19 protein-coding genes and 2 pseudogenes are annotated in these 19964 nt (G+C 67.0%); 14 read left to right on the top strand and 7 right to left on the bottom strand.

The features are described 5' to 3' along the window. The first annotated feature begins 9 nt into the window (after positions 1–9). A complete protein-coding gene (locus tag ACXYX3_RS01645; RefSeq protein ID WP_458609885.1) occupies positions 10–1212 on the top strand; it encodes an alpha/beta hydrolase family protein in 1203 nt (400 codons plus the stop codon). A gap of 7 nt (positions 1213–1219) precedes the next feature. Here the strand turns inward: ACXYX3_RS01645 and ACXYX3_RS01640 are convergent, their stop codons facing one another. Then, positions 1220–2086, bottom strand: a complete 867-nt coding sequence (locus ACXYX3_RS01640; protein WP_458609884.1) for an oxygenase MpaB family protein — start codon at positions 2084–2086, stop codon at positions 1220–1222. A gap of 87 nt (positions 2087–2173) precedes the next feature. Here ACXYX3_RS01640 and ACXYX3_RS01635 point away from each other — a divergent pair, with 87 nt between their 5' ends. Next, complete coding sequence (locus ACXYX3_RS01635; protein WP_241207805.1) at positions 2174–2800, top strand: TetR/AcrR family transcriptional regulator; 627 nt, start codon at positions 2174–2176, stop codon at positions 2798–2800. Between the two features lie 105 nt (positions 2801–2905). Continuing rightward, complete coding sequence (locus tag ACXYX3_RS01630; protein ID WP_458609883.1) at positions 2906–3952, top strand: cupin domain-containing protein; 1047 nt, start codon at positions 2906–2908, stop codon at positions 3950–3952. Between the two features lie 4 nt (positions 3953–3956). On the opposite strand, the gene ACXYX3_RS01625 is transcribed toward ACXYX3_RS01630, so the two are convergent. Beyond that, positions 3957–4412 (bottom strand): Lrp/AsnC family transcriptional regulator, encoded by a 456-nt coding sequence (locus ACXYX3_RS01625; protein ID WP_458609882.1) that lies wholly within the window; start codon positions 4410–4412, stop codon positions 3957–3959. 80 nt (positions 4413–4492) lie between these two features. Here ACXYX3_RS01625 and ACXYX3_RS01620 point away from each other — a divergent pair, with 80 nt between their 5' ends. From ACXYX3_RS01620 to ACXYX3_RS01600, 5 genes and pseudogenes are all read left to right on the top strand, one after another. Continuing rightward, a complete protein-coding gene (locus tag ACXYX3_RS01620) occupies positions 4493–4942 on the top strand; it encodes a DUF2000 family protein (RefSeq protein ID WP_458609881.1) in 450 nt (149 codons plus the stop codon). Between the two features lie 18 nt (positions 4943–4960). After that, positions 4961–5281: an EthD family reductase gene (locus tag ACXYX3_RS01615; RefSeq protein WP_241207801.1), complete on the top strand. Its 321-nt coding sequence runs from the start codon at positions 4961–4963 to the stop codon at positions 5279–5281. Between the two features lie 20 nt (positions 5282–5301). Then, positions 5302–6251, top strand: a pseudogene (locus tag ACXYX3_RS01610) (2-hydroxyacid dehydrogenase). 47 nt (positions 6252–6298) lie between these two features. Next, a pseudogene (locus tag ACXYX3_RS01605) lies at positions 6299–7869 on the top strand (acyl-CoA dehydrogenase family protein). Between the two features lie 41 nt (positions 7870–7910). Then, positions 7911–8240 (top strand): hypothetical protein, encoded by a 330-nt coding sequence (locus ACXYX3_RS01600; protein ID WP_241207799.1) that lies wholly within the window; start codon positions 7911–7913, stop codon positions 8238–8240. Positions 8241–8244: 4 nt separating this feature from the next. Here the strand turns inward: ACXYX3_RS01600 and ACXYX3_RS01595 are convergent, their stop codons facing one another. Beyond that, positions 8245–9024, bottom strand: a complete 780-nt coding sequence (locus ACXYX3_RS01595) for an SDR family NAD(P)-dependent oxidoreductase (protein ID WP_458609880.1) — start codon at positions 9022–9024, stop codon at positions 8245–8247. A 41-nt stretch (positions 9025–9065) separates the two neighbouring features. After that, positions 9066–10757 carry a long-chain-fatty-acid--CoA ligase FadD2 gene (gene fadD2, locus ACXYX3_RS01590; RefSeq protein WP_458609879.1) on the bottom strand — a complete coding sequence of 564 codons (1692 nt, stop codon included), beginning with the start codon at positions 10755–10757 and terminating at the stop codon, positions 9066–9068. 55 nt (positions 10758–10812) lie between these two features. On the opposite strand from fadD2, the gene ACXYX3_RS01585 reads away from it, so the two are divergent. The 5 genes from ACXYX3_RS01585 to ACXYX3_RS01565 all read left to right on the top strand — a co-directional run bounded on the left by ACXYX3_RS01585 (position 10813) and on the right by ACXYX3_RS01565 (position 16805). Further along, on the top strand, positions 10813–12051 hold the full coding sequence (locus tag ACXYX3_RS01585; RefSeq protein ID WP_458609878.1) for a DNA polymerase domain-containing protein: 1239 nt from the start codon (positions 10813–10815) through the stop codon (positions 12049–12051). Positions 12052–12201: 150 nt separating this feature from the next. Beyond that, the gene (locus tag ACXYX3_RS01580) at positions 12202–12609 is read left to right on the top strand and encodes an STAS domain-containing protein (RefSeq protein ID WP_241207499.1); all 408 of its coding nucleotides are present in this window, start codon (positions 12202–12204) and stop codon (positions 12607–12609) included. A 126-nt stretch (positions 12610–12735) separates the two neighbouring features. Continuing rightward, positions 12736–13926, top strand: coding sequence for an acyl-CoA dehydrogenase family protein (locus tag ACXYX3_RS01575; RefSeq protein WP_458609877.1), 1191 nt, complete (start codon positions 12736–12738; stop codon positions 13924–13926). Next, on the top strand, positions 13919–15127 hold the full coding sequence (locus ACXYX3_RS01570; protein ID WP_458609876.1) for an acyl-CoA dehydrogenase family protein: 1209 nt from the start codon (positions 13919–13921) through the stop codon (positions 15125–15127). The genes ACXYX3_RS01575 and ACXYX3_RS01570 overlap by 8 nt, the downstream gene beginning before the upstream one ends. Before the next feature lie 265 nt (positions 15128–15392). Beyond that, entirely contained in the window at positions 15393–16805 is a 1413-nt protein-coding gene (locus tag ACXYX3_RS01565) for an NCS2 family permease (protein ID WP_241207496.1), read from the top strand. A gap of 26 nt (positions 16806–16831) precedes the next feature. Here ACXYX3_RS01565 and ACXYX3_RS01560 read toward each other — a convergent pair whose 3' ends face one another. After that, positions 16832–17563 (bottom strand): TetR/AcrR family transcriptional regulator, encoded by a 732-nt coding sequence (locus tag ACXYX3_RS01560; RefSeq protein ID WP_458609875.1) that lies wholly within the window; start codon positions 17561–17563, stop codon positions 16832–16834. On the opposite strand from ACXYX3_RS01560, the gene ACXYX3_RS01555 reads away from it, so the two are divergent. After that, on the top strand, positions 17564–18343 hold the full coding sequence (locus ACXYX3_RS01555; RefSeq protein WP_458609874.1) for an MBL fold metallo-hydrolase: 780 nt from the start codon (positions 17564–17566) through the stop codon (positions 18341–18343). It begins immediately after the preceding gene. Between the two features lie 82 nt (positions 18344–18425). Here ACXYX3_RS01555 and ACXYX3_RS01550 read toward each other — a convergent pair whose 3' ends face one another. Then, a complete protein-coding gene (locus ACXYX3_RS01550) occupies positions 18426–19001 on the bottom strand; it encodes a TetR/AcrR family transcriptional regulator (RefSeq protein WP_241207494.1) in 576 nt (191 codons plus the stop codon). A gap of 76 nt (positions 19002–19077) precedes the next feature. Further along, a complete protein-coding gene (locus ACXYX3_RS01545) occupies positions 19078–19962 on the bottom strand; it encodes a sugar phosphate isomerase/epimerase family protein (protein WP_458609873.1) in 885 nt (294 codons plus the stop codon). Between the last annotated feature and the right edge of the window lie 2 nt (positions 19963–19964).

Below are 19964 nucleotides of genomic sequence, written 5' to 3'. Positions count from 1 at the left end.
TTGGCAACCGTGGAATCCGTCGTCGCGACCGAGGAGCCCGACGAGTTACCGCTACCGGTGCCCGATGTGCCTGGCGCCGACGCCACGGCGCGCGGCCTGCCCCGCCGAATGGACCTCACGCTGCGGCAGCGGCTGATCGTCGATTCCTCCGCGGTCGCCGACCTCGCCCTGCGGACCTCGATCGCGTCGCTGCTCAGTGTGACCATGACGCCGTCGGTTGTCGGCGCGCTGCGGGGGGCACGCTCGGCGGCCGAACAGGAACAGCTGGAGTTCTATGCCGAGCTCGCCGCGATGCAGGACCCGACCGTCGCGTTCCCGGCCCCGGAGTCACCGCCGCGGGTGTCGTCCCGGCCGGCCAATCCGGTGGCGGAATGGGTGGCCCACGGCAACGTCCGCAACATCCGATTCGCCAGCAGCTTCACCGCCGTCAACCCGGCGCTGCGCGAGCAGTGTGCCGGTTTCACCCGCAACAACGTCGTCCATGCACAGCACTGGCGCCACGACGACGGCCCCCGCCCGACTCTCTGTCTGATCCACGGGTTCATGGGGTCGGCCTACCTGTTCAATGGGCTCTTCTTCGCACTTCCGTGGTTCTACCGTTCCGGCTACGACGTCATGCTGTACACACTGCCGTTCCACGGCCGCCGCGCCGAGCAGTACTCACCGTTCAGCGGACACGGCTATTTCGCACACGGGTTCTCCGGCTTCTGCGAGGCGATGGCCCAGGCGGTCCACGACTTCCGGTCGATACTGGACTATCTCGAGTACACCGGTGTCGATCGCATCGCGTTGACGGGCATGTCGCTCGGTGGGTACACCTCGGCGCTGATCGCCAGCGTCGATGACCGCATCCAGGCCGTGATCCCCAACGTTCCCGTGGTGACGCCCGATCGCACCGTCGACGAGTGGTTGCCGGCGAACAAGGTGGTCGCACTGCGGAATTGGCTCTCTGGGGCGGACAGCGGGTTGATCGACGCGGCGACCATGTACTCCTCGCCACTGAACTACCGCCCCCTCCCGGCCAAGGAACGACGACTGATCATCGCCGGCCTCGGGGACCGGCTCGCACCTCCGGAGCAGGCCGAGATGCTGTGGAACCACTGGGACCGCTGCGATTTCCACTGGTTCCCCGGCAACCACGTGTTGCACGTCAGCCAGCCGGACTACCTGCGGCGCATGACGCGCTTCCTCGGCCCGGTCATGTTCGACTGACCAGACCTCAGACCAGCGGCCGTCCCGTTCGGATGCGCCAGTCGACATCGGCGAGCAACAGGTTGAACGGGAATTGCCGCACGACGCGGGGCGAGCACATGTTGGCCACCCGCAGTACCCGGATGATTCGGTCGAACCGCTTCTGCTGCTTGGCATCCCAGCTCAACTGCATCTCGTCGCGGAATCGTTGCGGCAGGAAGCCGGTGGTGATCAGCAACGCCGCCTGCTCGGCCAGGCGCTGCAGCGGCCCGGGCAGCCGGACCCCGCGCACCCGGGACACCGCGATCGGGTACAGGTACTCGCGAACGGTGTCGTCGATGTGCACCTTGTCCAGCGACTCCTGCCAGTACCGATCGAAGGCCGCCGGATCGGCCGGCCACATGTCCTCGGGCACCTGCAGCATCGTGCCGAGTTTGCGGCCCTGCTCGAAGAGTCTCGCCTCGGTCTCGGCGTCCATGTCGCCGACGAAGAGGCGGTACACGTCGACCACACCCTTGTACAGGCAGGCCCCCACCCACAGCTGGAGGTCCTTGTCGAAGGCGTTGTAGGCGACAGGGCTGTCCTCGAGCGAATAGACCTGCGCGTGAGCGCGGTTCACCGCACGCCGGAACGCATCCTTCTGCGCCTCGGTGCCATTGGTGGAGACCGCCAGGTACGTGAACGTGGTCCTGGCTCGCTTGAACGGGTGCAGGTCGACCCGACCACTTTCGACGCGGCTCTCCAGGACGCCGTAGCCGACGCCCGGCCTGGCCAATTGCATGATCACGTTCGCGGGGCCGGCCAGCAGCCCCAGCCCCAGCATCCCCTCGTCGGGCTTCGTGCTTTCCGAAGCACTTCCCGACGACGACGCTGCCGGTGAGTCCTGTACCGCCACGGACCGCTCCTCTCGCGCCGCCGCCCAAAGTTGCGAACGTGCGTTTCCTGATTGTGTTGCCGAGCCGGGCGGGTGTCAAGATGGGGTATGGCTCAGGTCCGTCCGTATCGCGGCGTCGACGCGTCGCAACGGATGGCCCAGCGACGCCGCCGTCTCCTCGAAGCGGGTCTCGACCTGCTCGGCGGCACACCTGTGCCCGCCGAGCTCACGGTGCGCGCGCTGTGCGCCCGCTCGGGGCTCGCGGCCCGGTACTTCTACGAGAGCTTCGCCGACAAGGACGCCTTCGTCGCCGCACTGTTCGACCAGGTCGTCGCCGACATCGCCAGCACCACCGAGGCGGCGATGGCGGCCGCGGTGCCCACAGAACAGACCCACGCCGCGATGGCGAACATCGTCCGGGTGGTGTCCGAGGATGCCCGGGTGGGGCGCCTGCTGTTCAGCGTCCACCTGACCAATCCCGTGGTGGTACGCAAGCGAGCGGAGTCCGGCGCACTGTTCGCCCTGCTCTCCGGCCGGCATGCGCGGGCCGCGTTACAGCTGGATGACAACGAAAGAATCGCCACGGCAGCGCATTTCGTGGTCGGCGGGGTGGCACAGACATTGAGCGCCTGGCTGTTCGGAGAGTTGCGGATCACTCCCGCCGAACTGGCGGCGCAGCTCGGCGCGTTGATCGATCAGCTCGGCGACCCGCGTCTGTACCGCTCGGACGGCTGATCTTCCGGCTAGCGGTAATCATGCTGGCGGGCAGCTTCCATGACAGAAGCCGTCTCATCGGTGACAGTAGGTGTCGCACGCTCACCGACGCAGGAGGACACCATCATGAGCACCCTTCCAGGAGTGGCACCGTTCACCACATCGCTGCACGACGGGGAGATCGTCGAGGAGAACGACTTCGGCTCCATGCGGCGGGTCACCGCAGACAACCTCCCTGTGCTCGAGAATCTCTCGATCAAGCGGGTGGTGCTCGCGCCGGGTGCGATGCGCACTCCGCACTGGCACGCCAACGCGAACGAACTCACCTACTGCGTCGCGGGCACCGCGCTGGTCTCCGTGCTCGACGACCACAGCCGGTTCGCCAACTTCATCGTCACCGCCGGCCAGATGTTCCACATCGACTCCGGCGCACTGCATCACATCGAGAACATCGGCGAGGAGACCGCGGAGTTCATCATCGCGTTCCGGAGTGAGCGCCCCGAGGACTTCGGCCTCGGAGCGACCTTCGGGGCGTTCACCGATGCCGTGCTGGGCAACACGTACGACCTGCCCGCCGCGGACTTCTCGGCACTCCGGCGCAGCACCGTCGACCACAAGCTCGCCGGCCGCACCGGCGACCCGGAGATCCCCGCCTCGGCGTACTTCAGTGATCCACACAAGTTCGACGTCGAGGCGCAGGCTCCCGGGCTGAACTACGCCAGCGGCAACGCACGCTTTGCTCGCGATCAATTCTGGCCGGCTCTGAAGGACATCTCGATGTACAGCCTGCGCGTCACCGAAGACGGTATGCGCGAACCACACTGGCACCCGGTGACCGCCGAGATGGGGTACGTGCGGCACGGCAAGGCCCGGATGACGATGATGACCCCCGATGGCCGCCTCAACACGTGGACGATGTCCGCCGGCGACATGTATTTCATCCCGCGCGCCTACCCGCACCACATCGAGAACATCGGCACCGACCCGTGGCACTTCCTGATCTTCTTCGACCAGCCCTTCCCCGCCGACATCGGCTACAAAGCCTCCGCGAGCGCCTACAGCCGCGAGGTGCTGGCCGCGACATTCCAGACTGACGTCGACGACCTCCCAAAGTTCCCCTTCACCCCGGCCGATCCGCTGATCGTCAGCCGCGTGAATCCCGTCGACGCCTGAGAGCTCATCGCGCCGGTGTGATCACAGGGTTGCGCACGTGTTCGAAGACCACCTCGCTGCGGACGCCGGCCACCTCACGGCGTCCGGTCAGCGAGTCGAGCACGAAGTCGCGCAACGCTTCGGTCGACGCCACGGCGACGTGGACGATGAGATCCTCGGCGCCGGTGGTGACGAACACCTGCAGTGTCTCGGGCAACTGCCGGACGAAATCACGGAAGCCCTGCACGACCTGGCGGGACTGCGGGCGCAACCGCACGGTGATCATCGCCTGTACCGGCCGGCCCAGCGCAGCCAGGTCGACGGTGTAGTGCACGCCACTGAGGACGCCGCGCTCGCGCAGCGCGCGCACCCGCTCGAGCGTGGTCGACGGGGACAGCCCGATCTGGGCCGCCAAGTCCCGATTGCTGCGCCGACCATCTGCCTGCAGCGCGGCCACGATCGCCGAATCCCATTCGTCCACGACCGGATTATCGCACCATAATTCGCACGACGTTCGGGCAAAGCACCGTTAGACGCCCACGATCATTAACTTCGAGGGCTATGACCGAACTTCTGGAATCCGACATCGCACCGGCACGAACCCGTCACGAGACCAAGATCGCCGTCGTTCTACTCGACACCTTGCCGACATGGCAGAAGCTCAACGTCACCGCGTTCCTGGCCAGTGGCATCGCGGCGACCGCCGGCGAATCGATCGGGTTGACCTATCGCGACGCAGACGGCACCCCCTATTCCCCCATGTTCGGTCAGCCCGTGTTGGTGTTCGCGGCGACACAGGCACGGTTGAACCGCGCATTCGACAGGGCGATCGCGCGGGGCGTCACGCCGGCCATCTTCTCGGACGTGTTGTTCTCCACCGGAGACGACGAGACGAACAGGGCGCAGGTGTCGGCGAGGACCAGAGACCAGCTCGACCTGGTCGGTATCGCGGTGAGGGCCGAGCGCAAGGTGGTCGACAAGATCGTCGACGGGCTCTCACTGCACCGCTGAAACCCGTAGGCTCGATCCGTGCCCGAAACCAAGATCACGGTCGTCTACGACAACCCGACAGATCCGACGGAGTTCGAATCCGCCTATCCGGAACAGCAATTGGAGGCCGCCAAACGCATTCCGGGGTGGGTCCGGATGGAGACCTCGCGCGTGTGGCCGAAGGAGGACGGCAGCCCGACACCCGCCTACCGGATGATCGATCTGTACTACCCCGACTACGACGCCGCGAGCGCTGCAGTCACGACGCCTGAGGCAGCCGCGTTCTTCGAGGCCATGGCGCGGGTGTCCACCGGCGGTGTGCGAGTCCTGTTCTCCGACATCGAGATCGCGCAGCACTAGGGGCGGGCACCGTGGCGCCGATCAAGGTTCTGGCGCACTTCGTCCCGGGTGAGCGGGTGGCGACTTTCGTTTCTCCGCACAGCGATTGGCTCGACGTCACGTTCTGCGCGGAGGACGACGACGAGACGTTCTATCGCCTGCTTCCCGAGGCCGAGGTGCTCTGGCATGTGTTGCGGCCGCTGTCGGCACGCGACATCGCGCTGGGCGACAGGTTGCGCCTGGTGCACAAACTGGGAGCAGGGGTGAACACGATCGCCGTCGACGCCGCCACCGAACGCGGCATCGCCGTGGCCAACATGCCGGGTGCGAATGCCCCCTCGGTCGCCGAGGGCACCCTGTTGCTGATGCTCGCCGCGCTGCGCAGGCTGCCCGAGCTCGACGCCGCCACCCGTGCCGGCAGGGGCTGGCCGCCGGACCCCGGCCTCGGCGACACCGTGCGCGACATCGGCGGCTGCACCGTCGGGCTGGTCGGCTACGGCAACGTGGCCACCAGCGTCGAGCGCATCGTCTCGGCGATGGGCGCCCGGGTCGTACACACCAGTACGCGCGACGACGGGACGCCCGGCTGGCGCACATTGACCGACCTGCTGGCCGAAAGCGACATCGTGTCGTTGCACCTGCCACTGACCGATGCCACGCGCGGCCTGCTCGGCCGCGAAGCGCTGGCGGCGATGAAGCCGGGCGCGGTGCTGGTCAACACGTCTCGGGGGCCGATCGTCGACGAGTCCGCACTGGCCGACGTGTTGCGATCGGGACACCTTGCGGCTGCCGGCCTCGACGTCTTCGGAGTCGCGAACCGGTGCCGGCGGACAATCCGCTGCTGACGCTGCGCAATGTCGTACTCACCCCGCACGTCACCTGGTACACCGCGGACACCATGCGCCGCTACCTCGAGGTGGCCCTCGACAACTGCGAACGGCTCCGTGACGGGAGGGACCTAGCCAACCTGGTGAACCAGGTCCCGGGGTAACCTCGACCCAACCAACCGGTTAGCCAGCCCAACGGAGGGTTCTCCCCATGCCCATCGCCATTCTCGAAGAACACAACGACCTGGCCGATTCGGTGCGGTCCTTCGTCGCGCGCGTCGCGCCTTCGGAGGCATTGCACGAAGCGCTGGAAACCCCGATCGCGAACCCGCCGTCCTTCTGGCGTGCCGCCGCGGAGCAGGGCCTGCAGGGCGTCCACCTCTCCGAAGACGTCGGCGGACAGGGCTTCGGCATCCTCGAACTGGCGATCGTCGCGGCCGAGTTCGGCTACGGCGCCGTTCCCGGCCCCTTCGTGCCGTCGGCCATCGCGAGCGCACTCATCGCCGCGCACGACCCCAAGGCCGAGGTGCTCGGCGGCCTCGCCGCCGGCGAGGTGATCGCCGCCTACGCCATCGACTCGGGTCTTACCGCCACCCGGCAGGGCAGCGGCCTGGTGGTCCGCGGCGAGGTGCGTGCAGTGCCCGCCGCCGCGCGACGACGACGGGGATGCGCTCGATCGACATCGACCTCGACCCGGACACCCAGAAGCTGCGCGAAGAAATACGCGCCGAAGTGGCTGCGCTGAAGGCGATTCCGAGCGGAACGGAGCGCAACACCGCGATCGCCGAGGGCGGCTGGGTCCAGCCGCATCTGCCCAAGCCGTGGGGCCGGGCGTCCAACCCGATCGAGCAGATCATCATCGCCCAGGAGTTCTCCACCGGTCGGGTCAAGCGACCGCAGATGGGGATCGCGGCCTGGATCATCCCGTCGATCGTCGCGTACGGCACGGAGGCCCAGCAGCAACGCTTCCTCCCGCCCACGTTCCGCGGCGAGATGATCTGGTGTCAACTGTTTTCCGAGCCGGGCGCCGGTTCGGACCTGGCGAGCCTCACCACCAAGGCCACCAAGGTGGACGGCGGCTGGCGCATCACCGGTCAGAAGATCTGGACCACCGGGGCGCAGTTCTCCGCGTGGGGTGCACTGCTGGCGCGCACCGATCCGAGCGCTCCGAAACACCAAGGCATCACGTACTTCCTGCTCGACATGAAATCCGAAGGCGTGGAGGTCAAGCCGCTGCGAGAGCTGACGGGCAACGCGATGTTCAACACGGTGTTCATCGACGATGTGTTCGTGCCCGACGACATGGTGCTCGGCGAGGTCGACCGCGGCTGGGAGGTCAGCCGCAACACGCTGACCAACGAGCGCGTCTCGATCGGCAGCAGCGAACCCCCGTTCCTCGCCAGTCTCGACCAGTTCGTCGAGTTCGTCCGTGACGGCCATTTCGACCAGATCGAGCAGAACGAGGCGGGCCGCCTGATCGCCGAGGGCCACGCGGCCAAGCTGCTCAACATGCGCTCGACGCTGCTGACCCTGGCCGGTGGCGATCCGATGCCGGCCGCTGCGATCTCGAAGCTGCTGTCGATGAAGACCGGCCAGGGGTACGCGGAGTTCGGGGTGTCCTCGTTCGGCACCGACGCCGCGATCGGCGACAAGGGCCAGCTGTCGGGCAAGTGGGCCGAATACCTGCTGGCCGGACGCGCGACGACGATCTACGGCGGTACTTCCGAGGTGCAGCTCAACATCATCGCCGAGCGCCTGCTCGGGCTGCCCCGCGATCCGTAGGCCCGGCGTTTTCCGGCTGCCCGGCCGGGAACCCCACCGACATGAGCAACGACCGGGACTTCGCCGAGAAACGGCTCGACAAGCCGGGCACGGCGCGCGCGGCGGTCACCTACACCGCCGTCGTCGTCGCCGTGGCCGCGCTGGCGTTCGCGTTCTACGCCTTCGGCGCACGCGACTCCGTGTACGCCGCATCGCTGGTGCCGCTGTTCCTGTTCCTCGGCGGAGTGGGCGCGTTCGTCCGCACCTACCGGGAGTGGAAGGCCGAGCGCGGATGGGCGGCCTGGCAGGCGGCCGGCTGGTTCCTGATGCTGGTGATGCTCTTCACGCTCGCGGTGCCCGGCTCGGCGATCATGACCGGAGCCGTGGAGTAACCGGTCAGGGCAGGATGGCGTCGACGTAGCCGCCGTCGACCCGCAGCGCACCGCCGGTGGTCGCCGACGCCAGCGGCGAGGCGAGATAGACCACCATGTTGGCGATCTCCTCGGGTTCGATGAGCCGCTGGATCAGTGATTGCGGGCGGTGCAGCCGCATGAATTCCCGCTGCGCCTCGTCCCACGGCAGGGACTTGTCGACGAGTTGGTAGACGAAGTCCTCGACCCCGGCGGTGTGCGTCGGCCCGGCGATCACCGAATTGACCGTCACCCCGGTACCGGCCGCGTCCTTGGCGAATCCGCGCGAGAGCGCCAGCAGTGCCGTCTTGGACACGCCGTAGTGGATCATCTCGGCCGGCGTGACGATCGCCGAGTCGCTGGCGATCTGCAGCACCCGGCCCCAGCCGCGGTCCACCATGCCGGGCAGGTAGAGCCGGATCAGCCGCGCGGCGGCCAGCACATTGACCTCGAAGTAGGTCCGCCATTGCTCGTCGGTGATCTCCCGCGCCGGGACCGCTCCGAAGATCCCGAGGTTGTTGACCAGGATGTCGACACCGGGCACCTCGTCGACCAGGGCCTGGACACCGTCGGCGTCGGCGACATCAGCCGCGACACCGACGACGTCACCGCCGATGCCGGCAACCGCCGCGTCGACGCGGTCCCTGCTTCTGCCGTTGACCACCACACGTGCGCCCGCAGCCGCGAGCCCCCCGGCGATGGCCAACCCGATGCCCTGAGTCGAGCCGGTGACGAGTGCGGTCTTACCAGTCAGGTCGATGTTCACGCAGGGGTACTACCACCGCGGAGCGCCCACTATTCCGCCGATCAGTCGACGTCCATCTCCCGCAGCTCGCGCTTGAGGATCTTGCCCGTCGGGTTGCGCGGCAGTTCGTCCAGGAAGATGACCTCGCGCGGCACCTTGTACCGGGCCAGGTTCTCCTTCACATAGGCCTTGATCGCGTCCTCGTCGATCGAGGCACCTTCGGCCTTGACGACGAAACACCGCAGCCGATGGCCCCACTCCTTGTCCTCCACCCCGAGCGCGGTGGCCTCGACCACCTCGGGATGACCACTGACGAGATCCTCGACCTCGGCGGGGAACACGTTCTCCCCGCCCGAGACGATCATCTCGTCGTCGCGCCCGCTGACGTAGAGCAAGCCGTCCTCGTCGAAGTAGCCGACGTCGCCCGAGGACAACAGCCCGTCGATGATCTGCTTGCCGCCGCCGCCGGTGTACCCCTCGAACGGGAAGAAGCTGCCCACGAAGATGCGGCCGACCTCGCCCTGCGGCAGCTCGTTGCCGTTGTCGTCGAAGATCTTGACCTTCATGCCCTTGACGACGGGGCCGACCGTCGACGGATTCTTCGAAAGATGTTGCGGCCCAGCGATGGTCGCAAACGACACCTCGGTCGATCCGTACAGGTTGTAGATGACCGGGCCCAGCGCCTTCAGCGCGCGGGTGGCGAGTTCGGCGCCGAGCTGCGAGCCGGACACGAACACGATGCGCAGCGATGACAGATCGGGTTTCGGGGAGGTCTTGTCGAGCTCGTCGAGCATGCGGGACAGCATCACCGGCACCACGACGACAGCGGTGGCCTTGTGCTTCTCGATGTCGGCGAGCACGGTAGCCGGCTTGAAACGCCTGCGCAGCACCAGCGTGGTGCCGAGCATCATCGCGACCGTCGCGTGCAGGAAGCCCAGCGCGTGGAACATCGGGGCGGGCAGCGACGTGACCTCCCCGCCCTTGAAGGGAACCGAGGACAGGACGCCGCCGATGGGTGCCAACGACGGCGGAGCACTGCGGTTGGCGCCCTTCGGCGTTCCGGTGGTGCCGCTGGTCAGGATGATGATCGACGAGTGCTTGGTGACCTTCGGCGGTGGTGTCGATCCCGTGCGGGCGATCAATTCCTCGAGGGTCTCGTCGGTGCTGCCGGACGGCTCGTCCTTGTCCGGGTTCACGCCGAGGGCGCGCAGCTTCCCGAGCGCGGGTTCGGCCTGCGAGACCGCGGCGGTGTACTCGTCGTCGTAGATGACCAGCTTGGCACCCTCGCGCTCGGACACCTCCTTGATCTGCGGCCCGGAGAACTCACTGTTGAGCAGGATGATGCGCGCGCCCGTCTTCGCCACGCCGAACCACGACACCAGGAACCAGCGGTGGTTGCGGGCCAGGATCGCGACGCCGTCGCCCCCTTTGACGCCCTTGGCGAGCAGTCCGTTGGCGACGGCGTTTGCCGCGTCGTCGAGTTCTTTGAACGTCATCTCACCGAAGTCGTCGATCACCGCGACGGCGTTCGGGGTGCGGCGGGCGTTGAGCGCAGGGATCATGCCGATCTCGCCCCAGCGCCGGATGTCGGCCAGGAATGCGGCGATGTCCTGTGGCGGTTCGAGTTTCAGCGCACCCGCCTCGAACATCTTGCGGGCGTAGTGCAGCTCCGCGGTGCCGCGGTCCCAGTAGATCTCCGCGGACTGAGTGATTTTGCCGAGCGCCTGGGCGGCCAGGTCGGTGAGCGTGGACATGGGTCAACTTTATGTGACGCACCTCGCACACCGGTCTGGAACCTACGATGAAGGAATGGCTGCTCGGGAGTCTTTCGAGATCGGCGGGCAGCAGGTGCCGATCACGAATCCGGACAAGATCGTCTTCCCGGACCTGGGAGTGACCAAAGGCGCGTTGATGGACTACTACGCGGCCGTGGCCGACGGCGCGCTGCGGGGCGTCACCGACCGACCGATGATCCTCAAACGGTTCGTCAAGGGCATCACCGAGGAGGCGGTGTTCCAGAAGCGAGCTCCGCAGAAGCGCCCCGACTTCATCGACGTCGCCGAGCTCAAGTACGCGTCAGGGACGTCGGCGAAAGAGGCGGTGCTGACCAGCCCCGCCGGTCTGATCTGGGCGGTGAACCTCGGCTGCGTCGACCTCAATCCGCACCCGGTGCGGGCCGACGACCTCGACCACCCCGACGAACTGCGCGTCGACCTGGACCCCATGCCGGGTGTCGGATGGCGGCAGATCCTCGACGTGGCGTTCGTGGCCCGCGAAGTGCTCGAGGACCACGGCTTGGTGGCATGGCCGAAGACGTCCGGATCTCGCGGCTTCCACATCTACGCGCGCATCCACCGGCGCTGGCCCTTCACACAGGTGCGGCTGGCGGCCCAGGCCGTCGCCCGCGAGGTGGAGCGGCGCGCTCCGGAGTCCGCGACAGCGCGGTGGTGGAAAGAAGAACGCCAGGGCGTCTTCGTCGACTTCAACCAGAACGCGAAGGACCGCACGGTGGCCTCGGCGTACTCGGTGCGCGCCACCCCGGACGCCCGGGTGTCGACGCCCTTGTTCTGGGACGAGGTGGCCGGCTGCCGCCCGGAGGAGTTCACGATCGCGACGGTGCCGGACCGGGTCGCCGAGCACGGCGATCCCTGGGAAGGGATGGACGACACCCCCGGCGGGCTTGAGTCCCTGCTGGAGTTGGCCGAGCGACTTGGCCCGGCGGAGAAGGCGCCCCGCGGGACGCACCGCGTCACCGACGGCCGCCGACACTCGACGAAACCTCTGATCGAGATCGCCAGGACCAAGACCAAGGACGAGGCGATGGCCGCACTGGCTCAGTGGCAGCAGATGCATCCCGACGCGGCCGAAAAGCTCTCGCCGACAGACGTTCTCGTGGACGGAATGCGCGGCCCGAGCTCGATCTGGTACCGCATCCGCATCAACCTCGAGCACGTGCCCGAGCCGGTCCGGCCCGAGCAGGAGGACCTGCTGGCCGACTACAACCCGTGGGTCGGATACACCGGCTCCCAGCAGCAACGCCGCGGGTGAAAGTTACCGATGAGTTTGCTGGCCGCTCTGAAAGCAGTTCTTAACGAAGTATTAGTGGTTACACCCCACGGCCTTAAATTGGCTCACTACCTTCAATCGTGTCGGGTTCGACGACGGACCCGGTTCAGCACATGATCGAGGGAGGCGGCGATGTACGGCAATCCGACGTTCAATTGCGGTGGCGCCGAGATTCGTGCGCACTGCCGCCAGTTGGCCACCGTGGTCACGATCACGGGTGCGCTCGGCGACTGCGATATCGCCCGCGCCACCGAGTACACGCGCCGCTTCGTCCTCGCGGAGAAGCCGTTCGTGCTCGACCTGAGCGCCGTCACTTCCTGTGACGCCGAGGCTCTTTCGCTTCTTTTCGCCGTGGACGACGCGTGCAGCGCGGCCGGCGTGGAATGGTCCCTGGTGGCCAGCCGCGCGGTCGAGCAGACACTGCGTGCCCACGACATCGAGTTCGACGCGGCCGGCTCCGTTCCCGAGGCCCTCAATCACTTCGCCGATGCGATGGTCGCGCGTCGGCAGCTGCTCCCCCTTCTCACCAAGACTGCGTAAGGATCACTGTGTTACTTGATGTTCGGTGGCTCCGTTACCTCCTGCAGCGCCATCACCGGTCCGAGTTCGATCGCCCGGCGCTCACTGCCGGCTAGACGAACCACGGTCGCCGGTTAAGGTGCTCGTATGGGCACTGCCGTCGACGCTGACCGGGTAGCCGAGGCCGCGCACCGCGTGGTGTCTGAGCACGATCCGCACTCGGTACCGATACCGGAATTCCTCGGAGCGTGCTACGACGCGGGACTGTCCTGGGTACATTTCCCCGAAGGCTTCGGCGGGCTGGGTGCTTCGCGCGGCCTGCAGGCCGTCGCCGATCGAATTCTGCAGGGTGCCGGTGGGCCGGTCCCCCTCGGCCTCAATCCCATGGGCTACGGCATGGCCGCACCCACCATCCGGGAACACGCGCAAACCGACGATGTCCGCCGCGAGTTGCTGCGACCGCTGGCCACCACCGAGCACATCTGGTGTCAGCTGTTCTCCGAGCCGGGTGCGGGCTCCGACCTCGCCGGACTGGCGACCTCAGCCGTGCCCGATGGGGACGCCTGGGTGGTCAACGGCCAGAAAGTGTGGACCAGTCTGGCTCACCGGGCGCGCTGGGGACTGTTGCTCGCCCGGACCGACCCGGATGCGCCCAAGCACAAGGGTTTGACGTACTTCGTCATCGACATGCACGGCCCCGGCGTCGAGACACGCCCGTTGCGTCAGATGACCGGCCACGCCGAATTCAACGAGGTCTACTTCAGCGACGCCCGGATTCCCGACACCCACCGGCTGGGTGGGGTCGGGGACGGCTGGCGCGTGGCGATGACGACGCTGATGAACGAACGCAGCGCTCTGGGCGCCAGCGGCAGCCGGCGCGGCGCCGGAACGATCGCCGATGCGGTGGCGTTGTGGTCCTCGCGGCCGGACCGCCAGACCGCGGTGCTGCGCGACCGCCTCACCAGCCTCTGGTTGCGTGCCGAGGCCCAGCGGCTGACCTCCGAGCGGTCCCGTGCTTCGGCCACGGTCGGCGGGCCGGGCCCGGAGGGGTCGATCGGCAAGCTGGTCGGTGCCGAGCTGAATCAACACATCTACGAGTTCTGCATGGACTTCCTGGGCCCGGAAGGGCTGCTCTACGACGGGTACGGCGCCGGTGACGGCGATCCCGACGACTACCGCGGACCCATCCAGCAGCGGTTTCTGCGCAGCAGGGCCAACACGATCGAAGGCGGCACGTCAGAGGTGATGCGCAACATTCTGGGCGAGCGGGTGCTCGGCCTGCCGGGTGATCTGCGGGCGGATGCGGGGATGGCGTGGAAGGAGGTTCCGCGTGGCTGAGGAGCTTGCGGATCAGCCCAAAGGCACAGCTGAGGAGCTTGCGGATCAGCCCAAAGGCACAGCTGAGGAGCTTGCGGGCGATGAGTTCGTGTTCACCGACGAGCAACAGCAGTTGCGCGCGGCGGTGCGGAAGTTCTGCGCCGATCACGTCGACGAGCGCGCGGTCCGCGCGGCCATGGAAGCCGATCCGCCGTACGACCGGGACGTGTGGGCACGGCTGGGCACCGAGCTGGGCGTCCTCGGATTGGCGGTGCCCGAGTCCGCCGGCGGTGTGGGCGGCACGCTGATCGACCAGGCGGTCGCCATCGAAGAGCTCGGCGCGGCGCTCGCGCCGGGGCCGCTGTTCGGCACCGTGTATCTGGCGATCCCGGCGCTCGTCGCGGCGTCCGCTCCGGGTGAGCTGCTCGATGCCCTCGCCGAGGGCACGAAGACCGCGGCGTTCGCCATCGGCGAGGTGACAGCAGCGAACGCCGGCGACGAGTGGTGCCTGACCGGCACGGTCGAGCGGGTGGTCGATGCCGGCTCCGCCGACGTGCTGCTCATCGCCGCCGATGGCCCCGAGGGCATGGCCCTGTTCGCCGTCGACACGGATTCTCCTGCGGTGCAGCGAGTTCCGCTGATGACGCTGGATCCCACCCGCCCACAAGCCACCGTGACACTGTCCGACGCGTCCGCACGGCTGATCGCAGGACCACAGGACGCGGACCGCGTCATCGACCATGCGCTGCACGTCGGCTCGGCTCTGCTCGCTGTCGAACAGGTCGGGGCGGCACAGCATCTGCTCGATCTCAGCGTCGACTACGCACGGAGCCGGCTGCAGTTCGGTCGCCCGATCGGCTCGTTCCAGGCGGTCAAGCACCGCCTGGCCGACGCACTGGTCGCTGTCGAACACGCCCGCTCGACCGCCTACCACGCGATCTGGGCGCTGACCCACGGCACCGACGATCCGGCGTTGGCGGTCAGCATCGCCCAGGCGGTGTGCTCGGCTGCCCTGACGCGAATTGCAAACGACACCATCCAAGTGCACGGAGGTATCGGGTTCACCTGGGAGCATCAGGCCCATCTGTACTACAAGCGGGCATACACCGACGCCGCACTGTTGGGCAGCGCAGAAGATCATCGGGCTCGGGTCGCAGAACTCGTGCTCGACGGCCGGACCGACAAGCCGGGACCTCGTGTCGCTACCGGCATGCCACGGTGAGAGGGGACGACAATGGTTGGAAGGCAACAGGTTCTGGGAGTGGCGGTGATCGCCGCTGCTCTCGCCGCACGAATCGTCGCCCTCTCCGCGGCCCCGAGCGCCGTCGCGCAACCTCCCGGCTCGTGCCCACCGGGCCAAACCGGCGTGATCTATGGCTGCACGCCGTTCTGTCTCCCGGGCAAAGCACTCGACCTGCAGACGGGTCTGTGCATGCCGGTGGCACCGCCGCCAGCACCGGCACCGTCGTCTCAGTACTGAGCCGCCGATGAACCGAGTGGACCGCTTCTTCGAGATCACGGCCCGCCAGTCGACGGTGGGCACCGAAATACGTGGCGGCGTGGTCACGTTCATCGCGATGGCCTACATCATCGTGCTGAACCCGATCATCCTGTCGAGCCCGAAGGACGTCAGCGGGCAGTCACTGAACTTCGCGCAGGTGTCGGCCACCACCGCGCTGGCCGCCGGCACGATGACGATCCTGTTCGGCTTGATCGCGCGTCTGCCGTTCGCCTTCGCCGCGGGGCTGGGCATCAACTCGTTCCTGGCCACCACGGTCGTCGGTCAATTGACCTGGGCCGAAGCGATGGGTCTGGTGGTCATCAACGGTGTGATCATCGTGCTGCTCGCCGTCACCGGGCTGCGCCGCCTCATCTTCGACGCGGTGCCGATGCCGCTCAAACTGGCGATCACGGCGGGTATCGGCCTGTTCATCCTGTTCATCGGACTGGTCGACTCCGGCTTCATCTCATCCACCAAGTTGGCCTCTCCCCCAGTCGGTTTGGGTACCGGCGGGCTCGGATCACTGACAACCGTGCCGACGCTGGTGTTCATCTTCACGCTGCTGCTGACGGGCATCCTGGTCTCCCGCCGGGTGCGCGGCGGCATCCTGATCGGCCTCGTGGCCGGCACCGTCGTCGCCGTCGTCATCGAAGCCATCTGGCACCTCGGCTCGGCCACCGAGAAGCCGGGCGGGTGGTCGCTGTCGGTACCGACGCTGTCCGGATCTCCGTTCGCGCTGCCCGATCTCGGGCTCGTCGGCGACTTCAGCCTGAACAGCTTCAGCCGTATCGGCGTGATCGCCGCGGTGATCCTGATCTTCACGCTGGTGTTCGCGAACTTCTTCGACGCGATGGGCACGATGACCGGCCTGTCCCGGGAGGCCGGGTTGTCCGACGCGCAGGGTAACTTCCCCCGTCTGCGCGCAGCGCTGGTCGTCGAAGGTGCCGGTGCGGTGGTCGGCGGTGCGACGTCGTCGTCGTCGAACACGGTGTTCATCGAGTCCGGTGCAGGCATCGAGGAGGGCGCCCGCACCGGTCTGGCCAACCTCGTCACCGGTGTGCTGTTCCTCGCCGCCATGTTCGTCTCACCGTTGGCGTCGATCGTGCCGACGGAGGTGGCCGCGGCAGCGCTGGTGATCGTCGGGGCGATGATGGTCTCGCATCTGCGCCACATCGAACTCTCGGAGTTCTCGGTTGCGCTCCCGGTCGTGCTGACCGTCGCCGTGATGCCCTTCAGCTACTCCATCGCCAACGGCATCGGTGTCGGGTTCATTTCCTGGGTGGTGATGCGGGCCGCCGCGGGCAAAGCACGCGAGATCAGCCCTTTGCTCTGGGTGGTGGCGGTCGGGTTCGCGATCTACTTCGCCCGCACCCCACTGGAATCCCTGCTCGGCGTCTGACGGCATACCGCACAGTCCCTCGGCGCCTATGCGCAGACGAGAAGGCCTGCCGCTTTTCCTACCGCCGACGCTCTCTGCTCCACGGTGGTGCCCGGCGTCAACGCCTCGCCCCACTGGCCGACCTCGACGGCCCCGTGAGCCAACGCCCACACATGGATCGCGCGGCCGGCCGCATCGGGCGATGACGCCGCCGCCTCGACGGCGTCGACGAGCCGGCCGAATGAGGCCAGCGCAGCTGCACGCAGTGCATCCCCCTCGACCCCCCCGACCTCCGTCGGTACCGTGCGAAACATCAATCGGTAGTGAGTTCGGTGCTGCGTTCCGAAACAGACATATCGTTCGACCATCGTCTCCAGCCGGCGGCGGGATGAACGGCGACCGTGAAGCACCTCGTCTTGGATCCGGGTCAGCTCATCGAAACCATCGCGCGCCACGGCTGCGAAGAGTGCGTCCCTGTCCTCGAAGTGGTGATACGGTGCGGCCGCCGAGACACCGGCCCGCCGCGCCACGGCGCGCAAAGTCACTGCGTCGGGCGTTGATTCGGCGACGAGCTCGAGTGCCGCGCGTATCAATCCACGACGAAGGTCGCCATGGTGGCGGCCGACTGGGCGTCCCATGGTCAGAGATTGACAGTGTTCAACAAACGAGTCAAGATTAACACTGTTAAACGAGAGAGGCGTCCGGTGCGAGGTCACGCGACAGCACAATTCAGCGTCGACGGTGTTCGCATCGCCGTGCACGCGCTGCGGTGCGGACACGTGACCGTCAAGCGATCGCACGCCGTGTGTTGCCTTCCGGAAATAACCCCCGCAGCCCTTCGCTTCGCCGCCATCCTGGCCGATCGACGCTTCGCCGAACCGATGCCGATCTGGTGCTACGTCGTCGAACATCCCGAAGGCGTCGTCGTGATCGACGCAGGCGCCGACCCGTCGTACAACGACCCCGCGTCCTGGGCCTGCGATCCGCGGACCGGGGCGACAATCCGATCGTTCATCCGGATCGATGCGAGCCACGCGGATAGTCTGCCGCACGTCCTGTCGCGTATTGGCCTGCGAGCCAACGACGTACGCACTCTTGTTCTGACTCACCAACACATCGACCATACGGGCGCCGTTCCCGCGTTTCCCGACGCCGACATCTGGACCACGAGAGCCGAGGATGACGCAGCGCGGCGTATCGGGGCTCTTCATTGGCGCTGGCGCAACTCATCGACCAAGATCCGGCACGTCGACATCAGCGGCACATCAACTGATCTGGGGACTGCGGTGCACCTCACTCGCGACGGTGCTCTCACCGCCATTCACACACCCGGCCACACGCCGGGGTCAGTGACGGTACGACTGCGAACCGATGACATCGACATCTGGTTCACCGGCGACACCTCGTTCACCGCGGCCGGCATGGATCCGTCCGCACCCACGGCGGGAATCCATTCCGACATGCGCCGGGTGCGCCGGTTACAGGAGCGGCTCAGGGCGGCCGGTCTATTCCTACCTGCGCACGATCCCACGGTGCCCGATCGCCTCGACGACGTCTGAGGTGGTGGGGCCCGACCTGGCGCGGACTACCGGCATACCGATCCACACGGTGCAGACATCCACGGATGTCACGCAGTCGACATCAACCGCTTGTCTGACGGGCCGACCGTTCGACGGCGACACCGGTGATGACGGCACGGATCTGCCGTTCGATGTCGTCCCGGGTGAGCACGTCGGGAGAATCATTGGCCAGAGCGAACATCTGACCACCGAGATAGGCCATCAACACCGAGGTCTGCTCGTCGCACAGCGTGCGATCCATGTCGGTGCCGTTGTCGTGATGCAAAGCGATCACCAAACGCTCGGCCAGCGCCCGGTAACTCTCGGAGATCTGCCGGAAGCCGGACGCGATGCCGGGGTCGCGCCGCGCCGACATGGTCAGTTCCAGACGGGCGCGCGTCCGTGACAGCTGCGGCTCGCACCTGACGGCGAGGATCTGGTCGGCGAGCATTCCCGTGATGACCTCTCCGCTGCCGTTCGGCGCGTCCTTGAACACCTCGGTGAATGTCTCTGCGTCGTAGCGCACCAGCTGGTCGGCGACGCCGTGCAGCAGCGCAGCGCGGGTGCGGTAGTAGAAGGACGTGGTGCCGTCGGAAACGCCGGCCTGCCGGTCGACCTTGAGATGGCTCAGTCCGCGTGGTCCCTCGGTGGCGAGCAACTCGATGGCGGCGTCGCACAGCCGGCGACGCCGCTCAGCAGCATTGTGCTTTCGCTTGTTCTCAACACTGGCGATCCTAGCGATATTTGGCCACGTAGTCCGTCATCGTCTTCAGTTGGAAACGCGACACCTCGTGAGCGGTCTCGTCTTCGGCGAACACGCTCGACACCATCACGGTGTCGTCCCGGTCGTAGAAGCCGAGACGGGCGAGTCCGCCGAAGAACTCGTGCCAGTCCACGTCGCCGTCACCGATCTTGAGGTGCTGATGCACCCGGACGGGATTGCCGGGCGGATTGGTGATGTAGCGCAAACCGTGGGAGCGGTGGTGGTCCATGGTGTCGGCGACGTGTACCAGTCGCAGCAGATCACCTGCTGCCGACATGATCTCCGCCATGTTCGAGCCCGCGTAGACCCCCATGTGAAAGGAGTGGCAGGCGACGTAGACCATCCCGATGTGCGGCGAGTTCACGCCGCGGATGATGCGCACCGCCTCGAGGCCGTCCTCCACGAAGTCGTCCGGATGGGGATCGATCCGGACGTCGATACCCTCGCGCTCGAAGAGCGGCAGCAGCTCCTCCATCGACCGGAAGAAGGCCCGCTCGGATTCTTCGGCTTTCTCGGGTCTGCCCGAGAACTCGGTGTTGATGACGTCGACCCCGAGATCGACGGTGATCTGCACGACGCGTTTCCAGTTCCGCACAGCGGCCTCTCGGGCGTCCTCGTCAGGACCCGACCACCGCAACACCGGAAGGACCGACGCGATACCCACCCCGGCGGCGGCACAGGCCCTGCGGAACCGGGCCACCAACGCGTCGTCGGCGCGCGGGTGGTTGTAGAACGGGATGAAATCCCGGTGTGGGGTCAATTGCAAATACTCGAAGCCCAATTCGGCGACCAGAGCCGGAATGTCGAGCAGCGGGTGGTCGTGGTGAAACGGCGTGGGGTCGAGGGCGATCTTCACGC

The organism is Mycobacterium sp. Panama NTM2 (assembly GCF_054355555.1).
Note: the sequence above shows the minus strand (reverse complement) of the source record. Positions and strands in the feature narration are given on the sequence as shown.